The organism is Streptomyces sp. NBC_01716 (assembly GCF_036248275.1).
GTDB lineage: Bacteria > Actinomycetota > Actinomycetes > Streptomycetales > Streptomycetaceae > Streptomyces.
In genome coordinates, this window is the sequence record NZ_CP109181.1 from 6,055,507 (window position 1) to 6,069,580 (window position 14,074).

Here is a 14,074-nt window from a genome sequence, read left to right on the forward strand (position 1 = left end):
GCCACCCGTCGTGCCGAATGGGTGAGGGTCCCCGGAAGCCGGCCAGGAAGCCGGCCCGGGGGCGGGACGGCGGCGGTTCAGATCGCGTCCCACTCCACCGATTCGTACGCCGCCCTCACCGTTCCCATCAGCTCCGGGTCGACCGTGAACGCCACGTCGTCGATCCGGTCGACGGGCGCGATGCCCTGCGAGTTCGTGACGAACGCCGACGCGTACGAGGGCAGGTCGGCCAGCGTCACCGGCCTCCGTACGGAGGGCAGCCGCGGCACAAGCAGCGCCATGGTGATCCCCAGCAGCGAAGGCGCCTCGGGCCACACCACGGACGTACCGTCCCAGAACGCGATGTTGGTGATCGCCCCCTCCGTCACCACCCCGCCGGGCGCGGTCAGCAGCGCCTCGTCGAAGCCCGCGCGCTCGGCCGCCCGCAGATAGTGCGTCTGCCCGAAGCCGCCCAGATGCTTGATGTGCGGCACCTCGCGGGTGAACGGCACCGACATCAGGCCGTGCGGGCGGCCGGACTTGGTCTGCGGCGGCCGTACGGTGACCATCACCCGCGCCTCCTTGTCGCCCTCCGGCCAGTGCACATGGACGCGGGCCGAGGCGTCGGAGATGTCGCCGAGCGCGTGCCGGAGCAGTTCCCGTACGCGCTGACCGTCCAGACCCGCGCCGAACAGTTCACGGGTGGCCGCATCGAGCCTGGCGAGATGGAGATCCCGGCCACGGACCCGGCCGCCCCTGATCTGCATCGCGGTGAAGTGCCCTCAGGGTCTGTCGTTCAGATCTTGCCGGGCTCGCCGTTGATCTCGACAACCTCGAAATGCCAGGGGATCTGCCATGGGCCCCACGGTATGACCGCTCACTCCTCGATCAGCCTGCGGGGTCCGGGGCCGCGCGAGGCCGGTTCGCCGACGGTGGCTTCCTCGGCGTTTCCAGGCGAGATGGTTCATGCGGGCCGGCGTAGCTTGACCTGAACCATGGTTTAAGTATCAGGCTCGACGTATGGACATCACCACGCACGACACCGACACCCGGGCGACCCCGAAATCCTCCGCCGCCCCGGAGGCCCCGCCGGCTCGGGACTCCCGGGCGCCCCTCAAACTCGCCGTCATCCTGGGCAGCAACCGGCACGGGCGGTTCGGCCCCGTCATCTCCGACTGGTTCGTCTCCCGGGCCGCCGCCCGCGCCGACTTTACCGTCGAGCTGATCGACCTCGCCGATACGGATCTGCCGACCGCCCTCTCCTTCGAACCGTCCGCGCCGGTCCGCGACCAACTCGCCGGGATCACCCACCGACTGGCCGAGGCCGACGCCTTCGTCGTGGTCACCCCCGAGTACAACCACTCCTACCCCGCGTCCCTCAAAGCCCTGATCGACTGGCACTTCCACGAGTGGCAGGCCAAACCCGTCGGCTTCGTCTCCTACGGCGGGATCTCCGGCGGCCTGCGCGCCGTCGAGCATCTGCGCACGGTCTTCGCCGAACTGCACGCCGTGTCCGTACGCGACACCGTCTCCTTCCACAACGCCGGTGCGCTCTTCGACAAGGAGGGCAGGCACCGGGACCCGAAGGGCGCCGAGGCGGCGGCCGGCGCCATGCTCGACCAGATCGCCTGGTGGGGCCTGGCCCTGCGGGACGCCAAGTCGAGCCGTAGTTACGCCGGTTGACGGGGGCGGGCCATATCGTGGGCGGCGGCGGCCCGACCGAAGGAGTGGCGCACATGACCGGTGCCGAGTTTCTGACCGTACTGACCACCACCGACAGCGCCGCGAAGGCGGAGACGCTGGCCCGGGGCGCGGTGGAGGCGCGGCTCGCCGCCTGCGCGCAGATCTCGGCGCCGGTCACCTCCGTCTACCGCTGGCAGGGCGCGATCGAGACGACGGAGGAGTGGCAGGTGCTCCTCAAGACGACCGCCGCCTGTTACGAGGCACTTGAGGCGCATCTGACAGCGGCGCACGACTACGACGTGCCGGAGATCCTGGCGGTGCCGGTGGTACGGGGCAATGCCCCGTACCTGGCCTGGCTGACGGCCGAAACGGCGCCCGACGGCACCGCCTGATCCGGCCTGATCCAAACGACAGGCCCTAACTCCGGCCCGTGAGTTCGCGGGCGCGGCGGACCGTCGCCGCGTCGACCATCGCGCCCGCGCTGTCGCGGAACGCGCCACTGCCCTCGGTCAGCCGGCGTTCGAACAGGTCCAACAGGGTGTGCGCGTCGGCCAGTTCGGCGGGGTCGACACCGAACACCTTGTTGGCGACGGCGACCTGAGCCGGATGGATACAGGCCCGCCCCTGGAAGCCGAGCCCGCGCAGCCGCACGCTCGACGCGCGGAACGCCTCGGGGTCCGAGGTGTGCACCGACACGGGCGCGACGGCCGAGGCGAGAGCGTGCGCGGCCGTGTGCGCGACCGTCAGGCCACGGGCCCAGTCGAGCAGGTGGTCCCCGGGAGCGGGGTCGGGCGCCATCCGCAGGTCCGCCCGGAGGTCGACCTCGCCGAGTTGGAGATGCCGCACTCCGGCGCGGCCCGCGGTGTCGCCGAGCGAGAGCAGCCCGGTGGCGCTCTCGACCAGCAGCCCGAGCGCGACGACCGCACCCCCGTCCGCGCCCCCGGCGACCAGCGCGAGCAGTGCGTCCAGGTCGGCCCCGGCGGTGGCCTTCGGCATCCACAGCCCGTCGACCCGCCCCGTGGCCAGCAGCGCGCGGGCGTCGTCCCTGCCCCGGGCGCCCTCGTTGATCCGTATCCACAGCTCGGGGCCTTCGGCGGGGCGCTCATCGGCGAAAGCGACGGCGGCGGCGCGCGCTTCGTCCTTCCTCACCGGAGCGACGGCGTCCTCCAGATCGAGGATCAGCGCGTCCGCCCCCGAGCGTGGCGCGGCGCGCAGGAAGCGCGGCTGGTCGGCGGGTACATACAGATGGGAACGGGGCGGCCGGACAGGTACGGGCGTTGACATGGAGACTCCTTACACATCATGAATCGGATGATGCATTTTCCGTTACAGTGATGTAGTTTGCGTCTCACCATACTTCAGGTCTGGGTATCGCGTACGGAAGTGGGCGAGGTGCCCGGACCCGTGACCCGGACTCGTAACTACGGGAGGACCGCGGCGTGTTCGAAGCCGACAGCGTGACGATTACCGTGCTGGTCGAGAACCAGGTGGACATGCTGCTGCCCGACCAGGCCAGCCCCGCCGGCGGTACCGCCGGCGGGAGCGGGGGCGCGGACGACCACTGCGTCTCCCGGTACGGCCTGATCGAGCACTTCGACCCCAAACGCGTGCCCCCGCAGGCCGAGAACGGCATCAGCTTCCTGGTCGAGGCGGTACGGGGCCGCCACAGCGTGCGCGTCCTGTTCGACGTGGGCCTGACCGGCACCGTGCTCGAACACAACACGCGCGTCCTCGGCGTCGACCCCGCCTCCATCGACCATGTCGTCATCAGCCATGGCCACCCGGACCACTTCGGCGGGTCTCGCCCGACGGCAGGCTCCGCCGCGACGAGGTCATGGACGAGATGGGGCTCGTGATCGACGTACGCGGCGCCGGCCTCGTCGTCCTCACCGGCTGCGCGCACGCCGGAGTGGTCAACACCATCGAGCAGGCGCGCGCGGTGTGCGGGCCCAAGCCGGTCCGCGCCGTCATGGGCGGCTTCCACCTCGGCTTCCCCACCACCCCGGCGGAGAACGTCGACCTGACCGCCGCCGCCTTCGCCGAGCTGGAGGTCGCGACCGTCATGCCGATGCACTGCTCCGGACTGCGCACCCACACCCGGCTGTCGACCGGCATGTCCGCCAACTATGTGCAGCCCGCGGTCGGCACCGTGCTGCGCTTCGGCCGCTGATGACCGGCGACCTGCGGGGCATCCGGGTGATCGCGGTCGAACAGGCCGTCGCCGCACCCCTGTGCACCCGTCATCTGGCCGATCTCGGAGCCGAGGTCGTCAAGATCGAGCGGCCCGGCGGCGGGGACTTCGCCCGCGGTTACGACGAGAGCGTGCACGGTCTGTCCAGCCACTTCGTCTGGCTCAACCGGGGCAAGCGCAGCGTCGTACTCGACCTGAAGACCGAGCCGGGGCGGCGGGCGCTGCGCCAACTGCTCGCCGGGGCCGACGTCCTGGTCTGCAATCTGGCGCCCGGCGCCCTCGACCGGATCATCACCGACGAGGCCCTCGCGGAACTCAACCCGCGCCTGGTGCGCTGCTATCTGTCCGGATACGGCCCGGCCGGGCCGTACGCCTACCGCAAGGCGTACGACGCGCTGGTGCAGGGCGAGGCCGGCACGATCTCCGCGACGGGCACACCCGAGACCCCGGCCAAACCCGGCGTCTCCCTCGCCGACCTGGCCGGCGGGTCCTACGCGCTCGGCGCCGTCACCTCGGCCCTGTACGCGCGTGAACGGACCGGTCTGGGACAGCGGATCGACATCGCCCTTTTCGACGTGCTGCTGGAGTGGATGAGCCCGCTGCTGCTCGCCGAACTGCACTCCGGGTCGGCGCCCCCGCCGGCCGGGCTGCGGCACGCCAGCATCGCCCCGTACGGGCCGTACACGACGGCCGACGGGCAGGACGTGCTGATCGCGGTGCAGAACGAAGGGCAGTGGCAGCGCCTCTGCCGCACGGTGCTCGACGATTCGGCGCTGCTGGACGACCCGGACTTCGGCTCGAACAGCGCGCGCGTACGGCACCGTGAACGCACCGAACGGGCCGTCCAGGCACGGCTGATCACCCTGTCCACCGCCGAGGTCACCGCGCGCCTCGAAGCCGCGGACGTGCCGCACGCGCGACTGAACCAGATCGCCGACGTACTGGCCCATCCACAGGCCGAGGCCACCGGACGCTGGTCGGAGGCGACGCTGCCGGATGGAGAGGCGGTCCGGGTGGTCACCTCGCCGCTGCACCGCGCGGCGGAGCCGCCGGGCGGCCGAAGGGTGCCGGGGCTGGGGGAGCACACCGCCGAGGTACTGGCCGAACTCGGCCTGTCCGAGGCGGACATGGCGGAGCAGCGCGAGCCGGCCGGCTGAGGCGTACGAGTCCTCGACCGCCGGACGGCCGCACCGCACGCGGCCCGTCCGGCGGTCGAGTGGTCCTGTCGTCAGTCGTTGTCGACGTCGAACGGGTCGGCGACCGGCCGGCCCGTCAGATGCCTGCCCAACGCCAGGAAGCTGCGCGAGAGATGCCACTCCGTGGCCTTCGCCAGCGCGTCGCCGTCGCCGAGACGGGCGGCGGCCAGCATCGAACGGTGCTCGTTGGACGTCTCGTCGGCCCGGTCGTGGAGCACCTGGAGCACGTCCCAGGGGAACTTCTGCCAGAGCTGGTCGATCTCCGCCGCCAGCCCCTCGTTGCCGCACTTGGCGTAGAAGAGGAAGTGGAACTGGTAGTTGGACGCGTTCAGCCGCGCCCTGTCGCCCTCCTCCGCCGCCTGCTCCATGTCGGTGACCAGCCGCTCGGCCAGGTCGATGTCCAGCGGTGAGAGCCGCCGGGCGGCCCGCTGCATGGCGTACGGCTCCACGAGCCGCCGCAGCAGGTAGACGGTCTTGACCTGTTCGTAGTCGGCGTCCGCGACCCTGACGCCTTTGTGCGGCTCGCCGACGAGCACGCCCTCGGCCTCCAGCAGGCGCAGCGCCTCGCGGACCGGCGTGATGCTGGTGTCGAACATCGCGGCGAGCACGTCCTGTTGGATACGGCTGCCCCGGGGCAGCTCGCCCTCGCTGATCATCCGCCGCAGCTCGGTCGCGATACGGTCCCGCTTCGTCGGCGCCTTCGCCGTTGACTTCGTCGATGACTTGGCCGGTTTCGGCACGGTCCTGGCGACGCGCTCGGGTCCGACGCCGTCAGCCGTGGTGGTCTTGGTTCGTCGGGACTGCGGCGGCATGTCGTGGTCCTTCTGTCGTGGCGCTCGGTGAGCGGTGGGGGCGCGGGCGAGGGAGTGGGCGGCGGGTCCGACGAGTGTCGCATCGAACGCGACGGACGGTGCGGCGCGGGCGATTGAGGACGTACGCACCGGTGGTCCGGGTCAGTCGGCGGGTGCCGTGCGCAGCCCGTCGTGGAAGGCGGCCGGCACGGTGGCGAAGGCCTCGGGCTTGTCCAGACAGGCGACATGGCCCGCGCCCGGCACGACGGCGCCGGCGCCACCGAGCCGTTCGGCCAGGGCGTCGGCCGACGCCGCGGAGACCCGGTGGTCGCGCGCGCCGCGAAGTATCCGACAAGGCACGGTGAGCGGACCCGCCCGCGTGTGCGCGGGGCGGCGGGCGGCCTCGGCGCCGCCCGCCGGGGGAAAACCGACCAGGGTCAGTGAACGGACCCGGTCCGGGTGCCGTTGCGCCAGGGCGAGCGCGACGAGCGCACCGAGCCCGGACCCGACGACATCCACGGACCCGGCCCCATCCGCGTACGCGGACGCCCCTTCCACCGCCCCGTCCACGGTGAACGGCTCACTCGCGCGCGCCCCGTGGCCCGGCTGGTCGAGCGCCTTCAAGTGCCGCCCGCCCGCGCCGAGATGACCCAGCGCGGGCCCCCAGGTCGCGGCGGAGCCGCCCCAGGTGTGCAGCAGGAGAAGAGGGGTTGCCCTCGTCGTCATAGGCACCTCATCGCAGGATGATGCATTTTCCAGGTTCTGAAGTATAGCTATTGCATGTCAGGCATCCTAGTCCCGGAATCCCCGGTATGACCACGATCAAATCGGTGCGCCAAGCCGTACCGGCCGACGGCGACGCAGCCGCCACCGATGCCGATTCCGGTGCCACGGTGCTGCTCGACGGGCTGACCATGCGATTCGGTGAGCGCACGGTTTCCAAGGACATCAACCTGACCATCGGCGCCGGCGAGGTGCTCTCCATCGTCGGATCGTCCGGCTGCGGCAAGACCACCCTGCTCCGCGCGGTGGCCGGCCTCATCCCGCCGGCCGAGGGCTGTCCACCGCCTACCGCCCCTTCCACCCGCACGACCGCGCCGAACCGCTGGAGCCGGGCGAGGTGTACGCGCTCGACATCGAGATCCTGCCGACCTGTCTGGTCGTCCCGGCCGGCTACCGCATCGCGCTCCAGGTGCGGGGCAGGGACTACGTCCACCCGGGCCCCGGCGCGCGGCTGTCCAACCTGAAGAACGACCTCACCGGCTGCGGACCGTTCCCGCACAACGACGACCGTGACCGGGTGGCGGGGACGTACGACGGGCGGACCACGGTCCACACGGGCGGGGAGAACGCGTCGTATCTGCTGCTGCCGGTGATCCCGCGGGGCGTCGCGGAGGGGATCTCGGGGGCGTGAACGTCAGGCGTCCGCGCGCTCCAGACGCACCGCGCACACCTTGAACTCCGGCATCCGGGACGTCGGATCGAGCGCCGGGTTGGTCAGGTTGTTCGCCCGGCCTTCGCCCGGCCAGTGGAACGGCATGAACACCGTGTCCGCGCGGATCGCCGTCGTGATCCGCGCGGGCGCGACCGCCCGGCCACGCCGTGAGACCACGGCGAGCCGCTCGCCGTCGGCCACCCCGAGCCGCTCCGCGAGCCGTGGGTGCAGCTCCACGAACGGACCCGGCGCCGCGGCGTTCAGCTCCGCCACGCGCCGGGTCTGGGCGCCCGACTGGTACTGCGAGACGACCCGCCCCGTCGTGAGCAGCACCGGATACTCCGCGTCCGTCTCCTCGGCGGCCGGGCGGTGCACCACGGGTACGAAACGGGCCCGCCCGTCGTCCGTCGCGAACCGGTCGAGGAAGAGCCGCGGTGTCCCGGCGTGGCTCTCCTCGGGGCACGGCCAGAACACCCCGTCCTCCGCCGCGATCCGCCGGTAGGTGATCCCCGAGTAGTCGGCCGGGCCGCCCGCCGACGCCCGGCGCAGCTCGTCGAAGACCTCCTCCGGATCCGCCGGAAACCCCTTCTCGTGGCCGAGCAGCCCCGCGAGTCCGTGCAGCACCTGGAGATCGCTGCGTATGCCGGCCGGCGGGGTGATCGCCCGGCGCCGCAGCAGGACCCGCCCCTCCAGGTTCGTCGTGGTCCCGGTCTCCTCCGCCCACTGCGTCACCGGCAGGACGACATCGGCGAGCGCCGCCGTCTCCGAGAGCACCACGTCCGCCACGGCCAGGAAGTCCAACGACCGCAGCCGCGCCTCGACATGGGAGGCGCGGGGCGCCGACACGACCGGATTCGACCCCATCAGCAGCAGTGACCTCACCTCGCCGCCGAGTGCGTCGAGCAGTTCGTACGCGCTGCGCCCCGGCCCCGGCAGCGAGTCGGGATCCACGCCCCACACGCGGGCGACATGCTCCCGCGCGGCAGGGTCGGTCAGCTTCCGGTAGCCGGGCAACTGGTCGGCTTTCTGACCGTGTTCACGCCCGCCCTGCCCGTTGCCCTGGCCGGTGAGACAGCCGTAGCCGGACAGTGGCCGGCCCGCGCGCCCCGTCGCGAGGCAGAGGTTGATCCAGGCGCCCACGGTGTCGGTGCCCTTGGACTGCTGCTCGGGACCGCGCGCCGTGAGGACCATGCCCGTCGGCGCGTCGCAGAACAGGCCGACGGCCTCGCGGAGTTGGGGAACCGGGACGCCCGTGACCCGTTCGACGTGCTCCGGCCAGTGCGCCATCGCCGCGGCCCTGGCCTCCGGCCAGCCGGTCGTACGCTCCCGGACGAACGCCTCGTCCGTCCGGCCCTGCGCCACCACGAGGTGCAACAGGCCCAGCGCCAGGGCCAGATCGGTGCCCGGCCTGGGTGCCAGATGGAGATCCGCCTGCTCGGCGGTCCTGGTCCTGCGCGGGTCGACCACGATCAACGTGCCGCCGTTCTCGCGCAGTTCGGTCAGATACCGCAGAGCGGGCGGCATGGTCTCGGCGAGATTCGAACCGACGAGGATCACACACCCCGTACGCGGGATGTCCTCCAGCGGGAACGGCAGCCCCCGGTCGAGCCCGAACGCCCTCTGATGCGCGGCGGCGGCCGACGACATACAGAAACGCCCGTTGTAGTCGATCTGCGAGGTGCCGAGCACGACGCGGGCGAACTTGCCGAGCGCGTACGCCTTCTCGTTCGTCAGCCCGCCCCCGCCGAAGACGCCCACCGCGTCCGGCCCGTGGCCCGCCCGCGTCCGCGCGAGCCCGTCGGCGACGGCACCGAGCGCCTCGTCCCAGGTGGCGGGTTCGAGCGAGCCACCGCCGGGCCGCCGTACGAGCGGTTCGGTGAGCCGTACCCGGGACGACAGCACGGCCGGCGCCGTCCGCCCCTTGCCGCACAGCGCGCCACGGTTGACGGGGAAGCCGGCGCGCTCGACCACCTCGACACCCGGGTCCTCGTCCCCCGTACGCCGCAGGCTCATCCCGCACTGCAACGCGCAGTACGGGCAGTGGGTCGGGACGGCCGCATCGGTCATGCCGCCAGCGTGCGACCCGGGTGTTACGGCCCCGGCCGTACGCGGTTACGCCCCCGACACGCGCACCTCCCGCCCCCGTACCCGGCGCTGTGAGGGCCGCCCGCGCGGGCCGCGGTCACGGCCGGCCGCCGTCCGCCAGCGCCTCGCTGACACCCGTCTCGACCGGGCCGAGGAAGTGCGGATCGGGCCGCGTCAGCGCGTCCAGCGCCGCCTTCCCCGCCGCCGCCAACTCCCGGACCCCGCCGTAGTACCAGGTCACGTTGTGCCGCTCGGCCACGCCGACACCGTACGAATCGACGCCCGCCGCCCGGCAGAGCGCGACCGCGCGCCGTACATGGAAGCCCTGCGTCACCAGCACCGCCCGCTCAACCCCGAAGATCTTCTTCGCCCGGACGCAGGAGTCCCAGGTGTCGAAACCCGCGTAGTCGCTGACTATCCGGCCGTCCGGGACCCCACGTGCCGTCAGATACGTCCGCATGGCGTCCGGCTCGTCGTACTCCTCCCGGCTGTTGTCGCCGGTGACCAGCACCACCTTCACCTTGCCGCTCTCGTACAGCTCGACCGCCGTGTCGAGCCGGTGCGCCAGATACGGCGCCGGGGCGTCGCCGCGCAGCCCCGCCCCGAACACGACTGCGACATCGTGCGCCGGTACGTCGGCGACGGTACGGACATGGGCGTCGGCCGTCGCGTACATCCAGGTGGAGGGCGCCAGCGCGATGACACACCCGAGCATGACGGCCTGCACCGTGAGCCGCCGCGCGCGCCGCGTCCTCGGCAGCCGCACGGCGGGCAGCCGCACCTTGCTCAGCCGCACCCTGCGCAGGCGCACCTCGCGCAGGCGCGTCAACGGCTCCCACCGCGGTCGTGGCATCTTCGGCATGAACATGAGCCCCTGTCGTCCGTCCCTACGTACTCCGTCACGCACTCCGTACGACGTCCGGCGCCCCCGAAGAGTTCGCGGCGCTCCCCTCCCGCCTGTGAGCACCCCGAAAACCTCCACGACATCCGCCGCAACCACCCGGCAACGTCCGCCCCGCAGGATCGGCCCATGGACGAGCCGCCCGCCCCCGCGCCCACCCTTGTCGTCGTCGCCCACGGCAGCCGCGACCCGCGTGCCCTGCGCACCGTCAGGGCCCTGCTGCGACAGGTCGAGGAGCTCCGCCCCGGTATCGCCGTCCGGCTCGGGCACATCGAGATCGAGCGGCCGTCCCTCGCCGACACGCTCGCCTCCTTGGGAAGCGGCAGGGCCGTCCTCGTACCGCTGCTGCTCGGACCCGGCCACCACGTCACGTACGACCTGCCGCGCGCGGCAGCCGCCGCGCCCCGGCTCCGGACCACGATCGCCGCACCGCTCGGCCCCCACCCGCTGCTGGTCGAGGCATTGCACGCGCGCCTCGTGGAGGCCGGCTGGCGCGACGAACCGCACCGCGCGGACGACTCCGCCGTCGTGCTCGCCGCCGCCGGATCGCGCGACCCGCGCTCGGCCGTCGCCGCCCGCCGCACGGCGGCGCTGCTGAGCGCGCGGCTCGGCGGGGTGCCGGTCGTCCCCGCGTACGCGTCGGCCGCCACGCCCACCGTCCCCGACGCGATCAGGGACCTGACGGCGCGTGGGCGGAGCCGTATCGCGCTCGCGTCGTACTTCACCGCCCCCGGCCACTTCGCCACCCGCGCCGCCGCCCACGCGCCCTGGATCGCCGCCGCCCCGCTCGGCGCCCTCCCTGACCTGGCGCGCCTCCTGCTCCACCGCTACGAGGAGGCGCGGGCCCATCCAGGGCCTGTCTTTGGGGTCCTGACTCCCGAGCCGGTTACCTTCGGTGCATGGAAGGCATCACCGCACCTCACGACGACAGCGACTACGACCCGGCGGACACCGAGCGTTTCTCGGCCGAACCCGACAAGCGCCCCGGCCGCACCGCCTTCCAGCGCGACCGTGCGCGCGTCCTGCACTCCTCGGCCCTTCGCAGGCTCGCCGGCAAGACCCAGGTCGTGACGCCCGGCTCACAGAGCCAGGAGTGGGACGCCAGCCCGCGCACCCGGCTGACCCACTCCCTGGAGTGCGCCCAGGTCGGCCGCGAACTCGGCGCCGCGCTCGGCTGCGACCCGGACCTCGTGGAGACGGCGTGTCTCTCGCACGACATGGGCCATCCGCCGTTCGGCCACAACGGTGAACAGGTGCTCAACGACTTCGCCAAGGACTGCGGCGGCTTCGAGGGCAACGCCCAGTCGCTGCGGCTGCTCACCCGCATCGAGCCGAAGCGTTTCGTGCGCGCCGACTCCGTGTCCGCGGCGATCACCCCGGGGCTCACCGCGCCGCGCGCCGAGGCGGCCGTCGAGGCGGCGGCCGAGGCCGACGGCGGCGCCCGTCTCGTCAGCGTCGGCCTCAACCTCACCCGCGCGGTCCTCGACGCCGCGACGAAGTACCCCTGGCCGCAGGGCGCCCACCCCACCGACCCCGGCTCGGTGAAGTTCGGTGTGTACGAGGACGACCTGCCGGTCTTCGAATGGGCCAGACGCGGCGCCCCGCCGAACCGCACCTGCTTCGAGGCACAGGTGATGGACTGGTCCGACGACGTCGCCTACTCGGTGCACGACTTCGAGGACGGCCTGCACGCCGACCATGTGGACCCGAGGATGCTGCTCTCCGAGCCCGAGCGCGAGGAGATCTGGGCGGTCGCGATCGGCCGCTACGTACCCGGCGGCACCGACCCTCGGCAGCTGGCCGACGCACTGGACCGGCTCATGGTCCAGGAGTGGTGGCCGCACGGCTACGACGGAACGGCCGTCGCCCAGGCCAGGCTCAAGGACGCCACCAGCCAGCTCATCGGCCGGTTCTGTCTCGCGGCCGAGAGCGCCACCCGGGCGGAGTACGGCACCGGGCCGCTCACCCGCTACGGTGCCTCGCTGGTCGTCCCGCGCGAGGCGCGCGACGAGTGCGCCGTACTGAAAGCCGTCGCCCACCGCTATGTGATGCAGCGCGCCGACCAGGAATCGCTCCGCGCGGACCAGCGCGTCGTCCTCGCCGAACTCGCCCGGACGCTGACGGCAAGTGCGCCCGACGGTCTCGACCCGCAGTTCCGCGCGCTCTTCGACGCGGCGCCCGACGACCGCGCCCGCAAGCGGGTGATCGTCGACCAGATCGCCTCTCTCACGGATGCGGCGGCGCGCACCCTCCACACGGCGCTCACCGGACGCACCTGAGGGACCCGTCCGATCGCGGTGGTTCGCGACATGGGCGCCCCGCGTCCCGCACCCGTCATTTTCAGCCAATGGCCGAAGTGTGCCGAGCCGCCACGCACTGGGATGACGCGTGTAGCAAGGTAGCCACATCAAGCCGGAACCATGCCCGTGGAGCCTCCCCTCTTTCGCCATCACGCTCCGTGCGGGACGCTCACAGATGGCGGCAGCGTAACGAGGAGGCATCAAGTGGTCGACGCACATCGGACTTTCGTCATCGTCGGCGGTGGGCTGGCCGGGGCGAAGGCCGCGGAAACCCTCCGTTCCGAAGGATTCACCGGCCGAGTGATCATCATCGGGGACGAGGGAGACCACCCCTACGAACGCCCCCCGCTGTCGAAGGGCTTCCTGACCGGCAAGGAGGAGCGCGACAGCGTCTTCGTCCACGAACCCGCCTGGTACGCCCGGCACCGCGTGGAGCTCCACCTCGGCCAGACAGTGACCGAGATCGACCGTGACACCCGCTGCGTCCACCTCGGCGACGGCACCTCCGTGCGCTACGACAAGCTGCTCCTCACCACCGGCTCCGAACCCCGCCGCCTCGACATTCCCGGCACCGGCCTCGCGGGCGTCCACCATCTGCGCCGGCTCGCGCACGCCGACCGGCTGCGCCAGGTCCTCACCACCCTCGGCCGCGACAACGGCCATCTGGTCATCGCCGGCGCCGGCTGGATCGGTCTGGAGGTCGCCTCCGCCGCCCGCGGGTACGGCACCGAGGTCACCGTCGTCGAGCCGCACCCCACGCCGCTGCACCAGGTCATCGGCCCGGAGATCGGACAGCTCTTCACCGAACTGCACAGCGAGCACGGCGTACGGTTCCACTTCGGCGCCCGGCTCACCGAGATCGTCGGCCAGGACGGCATGGTCCTCTCCGTCCGTACGCACGACGGCGAGGAGCACATGGCGCACGCCGTGCTCGCCGCGATCGGCGCCGCGCCCCGTACGGGTCTCGCCGAGGCGGCCGGTCTCGACCTCGTGGGCCGCGAGCACGGCGGCGGCATCGCCGTCGACCTGGGCCTGCGCACCTCCGACCCGGACATCTACGCCGCGGGCGACGTGGCCTCCTTCCCGTTCTCGCTGCCCGGCACCGAGCTGCCGACCGACAGGCTGCGTGTCGAACACTGGGCCAACGCGCTCAACGGCGGCCCGGCCGCGGCCCGCTCGATGCTCGGCCGGGACGAGACGTACGACCGGCTGCCGTACTTCTTCTCCGACCAGTACGACCTGGGCCTGGAGTACTCGGGCTGGGCGCCGCCCGGCAGTTACGACCAGGTGGTGGTGCGCGGCGACGCGGGAAAGCGGGAGTTCATCGCCTTCTGGCTCAAGGACCGCCGGGTGCTCGCGGGGATGAACGTCAACGTGTGGGACGTCACCGGCGACATCCAGCGGATCATCCGCTCCGGTGCCCGGCAGGATCCCGACGCCCTCGCAGACCCGGCGGTGCCGCTGGAAAGCTTCGCGGCTGAGCCGCCGGCGGACCGGGCGTAAAGGACTGTCG

General features: G+C 72.3%; 13 protein-coding genes and 3 pseudogenes. 10 read left to right on the plus strand and 6 right to left on the minus strand.

Translation table 11 applies throughout. From position 1 onward, the window contains the following. Positions 1–77: 77 nt before the first annotated feature. Positions 78–761, minus strand: a pseudogene (locus OIE74_RS26680) (aminotransferase class IV); the annotation flags it as partial. A 238-nt stretch (positions 762–999) separates the two neighbouring features. Here OIE74_RS26680 and OIE74_RS26685 point away from each other — a divergent pair. Together OIE74_RS26685 and cutA are read left to right on the plus strand one after the other, a co-directional pair. Further along, positions 1,000–1,662, plus strand: a complete 663-nt coding sequence (locus OIE74_RS26685; RefSeq protein WP_329387941.1) for an NADPH-dependent FMN reductase — start codon at positions 1,000–1,002, stop codon at positions 1,660–1,662. Positions 1,663–1,715: 53 nt separating this feature from the next. Continuing rightward, a complete protein-coding gene (cutA, locus tag OIE74_RS26690; RefSeq protein WP_329387943.1) occupies positions 1,716–2,054 on the plus strand; it encodes a divalent-cation tolerance protein CutA in 339 nt (112 codons plus the stop codon). Between the two features lie 25 nt (positions 2,055–2,079). On the opposite strand, the gene OIE74_RS26695 is transcribed toward cutA, so the two are convergent. Then, positions 2,080–2,946 carry an HpcH/HpaI aldolase/citrate lyase family protein gene (locus OIE74_RS26695; protein ID WP_329387945.1) on the minus strand — a complete coding sequence of 289 codons (867 nt, stop codon included), beginning with the start codon at positions 2,944–2,946 and terminating at the stop codon, positions 2,080–2,082. A 155-nt stretch (positions 2,947–3,101) separates the two neighbouring features. Here OIE74_RS26695 and OIE74_RS26700 point away from each other — a divergent pair, with 155 nt between their 5' ends. From OIE74_RS26700 to OIE74_RS26710, 3 genes are read left to right on the plus strand one after another with little or no spacing between them, the layout of a single operon-like run. Beyond that, complete coding sequence (locus OIE74_RS26700) at positions 3,102–3,518, plus strand: MBL fold metallo-hydrolase (RefSeq protein ID WP_329387947.1); 417 nt, start codon at positions 3,102–3,104, stop codon at positions 3,516–3,518. Beyond that, positions 3,497–3,832: a hypothetical protein gene (locus OIE74_RS26705; protein ID WP_329387949.1), complete on the plus strand. Its 336-nt coding sequence runs from the start codon at positions 3,497–3,499 to the stop codon at positions 3,830–3,832. The genes OIE74_RS26700 and OIE74_RS26705 overlap by 22 nt, the downstream gene beginning before the upstream one ends. After that, the gene (locus OIE74_RS26710) at positions 3,832–5,010 is read left to right on the plus strand and encodes a CaiB/BaiF CoA transferase family protein (RefSeq protein WP_329387951.1); all 1,179 of its coding nucleotides are present in this window, start codon (positions 3,832–3,834) and stop codon (positions 5,008–5,010) included. The genes OIE74_RS26705 and OIE74_RS26710 overlap by 1 nt, the downstream gene beginning before the upstream one ends. A gap of 71 nt (positions 5,011–5,081) precedes the next feature. Here OIE74_RS26710 and OIE74_RS26715 read toward each other — a convergent pair whose 3' ends face one another. Both OIE74_RS26715 and OIE74_RS26720 read right to left on the minus strand, forming a co-directional pair. Then, positions 5,082–5,861 (minus strand): GntR family transcriptional regulator, encoded by a 780-nt coding sequence (locus tag OIE74_RS26715; RefSeq protein ID WP_329387953.1) that lies wholly within the window; start codon positions 5,859–5,861, stop codon positions 5,082–5,084. 141 nt (positions 5,862–6,002) lie between these two features. Further along, positions 6,003–6,566 (minus strand): alpha/beta fold hydrolase, encoded by a 564-nt coding sequence (locus OIE74_RS26720; protein ID WP_329387955.1) that lies wholly within the window; start codon positions 6,564–6,566, stop codon positions 6,003–6,005. 188 nt (positions 6,567–6,754) lie between these two features. Between OIE74_RS26720 and OIE74_RS38670 the strand changes: the two are divergent. Then, positions 6,755–6,886 (plus strand): annotated as a pseudogene (locus OIE74_RS38670) (ATP-binding cassette domain-containing protein); the annotation flags it as partial. Continuing rightward, positions 6,841–7,254 carry a CocE/NonD family hydrolase C-terminal non-catalytic domain-containing protein gene (locus tag OIE74_RS26725; protein WP_443076381.1) on the plus strand — a complete coding sequence of 138 codons (414 nt, stop codon included), beginning with the start codon at positions 6,841–6,843 and terminating at the stop codon, positions 7,252–7,254. The pseudogene OIE74_RS38670 and the gene OIE74_RS26725, both read left to right, overlap by 46 nt. A 3-nt stretch (positions 7,255–7,257) precedes the next feature. On the opposite strand, the gene OIE74_RS26730 is transcribed toward OIE74_RS26725, so the two are convergent. Both OIE74_RS26730 and OIE74_RS26735 read right to left on the minus strand, forming a co-directional pair. After that, positions 7,258–9,342 carry a molybdopterin oxidoreductase family protein gene (locus OIE74_RS26730; RefSeq protein WP_329387957.1) on the minus strand — a complete coding sequence of 695 codons (2,085 nt, stop codon included), beginning with the start codon at positions 9,340–9,342 and terminating at the stop codon, positions 7,258–7,260. A gap of 115 nt (positions 9,343–9,457) precedes the next feature. Further along, complete coding sequence (locus OIE74_RS26735) at positions 9,458–10,213, minus strand: SanA/YdcF family protein (RefSeq protein WP_329387958.1); 756 nt, start codon at positions 10,211–10,213, stop codon at positions 9,458–9,460. Between the two features lie 177 nt (positions 10,214–10,390). On the opposite strand from OIE74_RS26735, the pseudogene OIE74_RS26740 reads away from it, so the two are divergent. From OIE74_RS26740 to OIE74_RS26750, 3 genes and pseudogenes are all read left to right on the plus strand, one after another. Further along, a pseudogene (locus tag OIE74_RS26740) lies at positions 10,391–11,116 on the plus strand (sirohydrochlorin chelatase); the annotation flags it as partial. Positions 11,117–11,160: 44 nt separating this feature from the next. Further along, positions 11,161–12,540 (plus strand): deoxyguanosinetriphosphate triphosphohydrolase, encoded by a 1,380-nt coding sequence (locus tag OIE74_RS26745; protein WP_329387960.1) that lies wholly within the window; start codon positions 11,161–11,163, stop codon positions 12,538–12,540. Between the two features lie 225 nt (positions 12,541–12,765). Continuing rightward, the gene (locus tag OIE74_RS26750; protein WP_329387962.1) at positions 12,766–14,064 is read left to right on the plus strand and encodes an NAD(P)/FAD-dependent oxidoreductase; all 1,299 of its coding nucleotides are present in this window, start codon (positions 12,766–12,768) and stop codon (positions 14,062–14,064) included. The last annotated feature ends 10 nt before the right edge of the window (positions 14,065–14,074 follow it).

Coding starts and splice junctions, on each gene's coding strand:
- OIE74_RS26685 (WP_329387941.1), top strand. CDS start 1,000: ATGGACATCACCACGCACGACACCGACACCCGGGCGACCCCGAAATCC.
- cutA (WP_329387943.1), top strand. CDS start 1,716: ATGACCGGTGCCGAGTTTCTGACCGTACTGACCACCACCGACAGCGCC.
- OIE74_RS26695 (WP_329387945.1), bottom strand. CDS start 2,946: ATGTCAACGCCCGTACCTGTCCGGCCGCCCCGTTCCCATCTGTATGTA.
- OIE74_RS26705 (WP_329387949.1), top strand. CDS start 3,497: ATGGACGAGATGGGGCTCGTGATCGACGTACGCGGCGCCGGCCTCGTC.
- OIE74_RS26710 (WP_329387951.1), top strand. CDS start 3,832: ATGACCGGCGACCTGCGGGGCATCCGGGTGATCGCGGTCGAACAGGCC.
- OIE74_RS26715 (WP_329387953.1), bottom strand. CDS start 5,861: ATGCCGCCGCAGTCCCGACGAACCAAGACCACCACGGCTGACGGCGTC.
- OIE74_RS26720 (WP_329387955.1), bottom strand. CDS start 6,566: ATGACGACGAGGGCAACCCCTCTTCTCCTGCTGCACACCTGGGGCGGC.
- OIE74_RS26730 (WP_329387957.1), bottom strand. CDS start 9,342: ATGACCGATGCGGCCGTCCCGACCCACTGCCCGTACTGCGCGTTGCAG.
- OIE74_RS26735 (WP_329387958.1), bottom strand. CDS start 10,213: ATGCCACGACCGCGGTGGGAGCCGTTGACGCGCCTGCGCGAGGTGCGC.
- OIE74_RS26745 (WP_329387960.1), top strand. CDS start 11,161: ATGGAAGGCATCACCGCACCTCACGACGACAGCGACTACGACCCGGCG.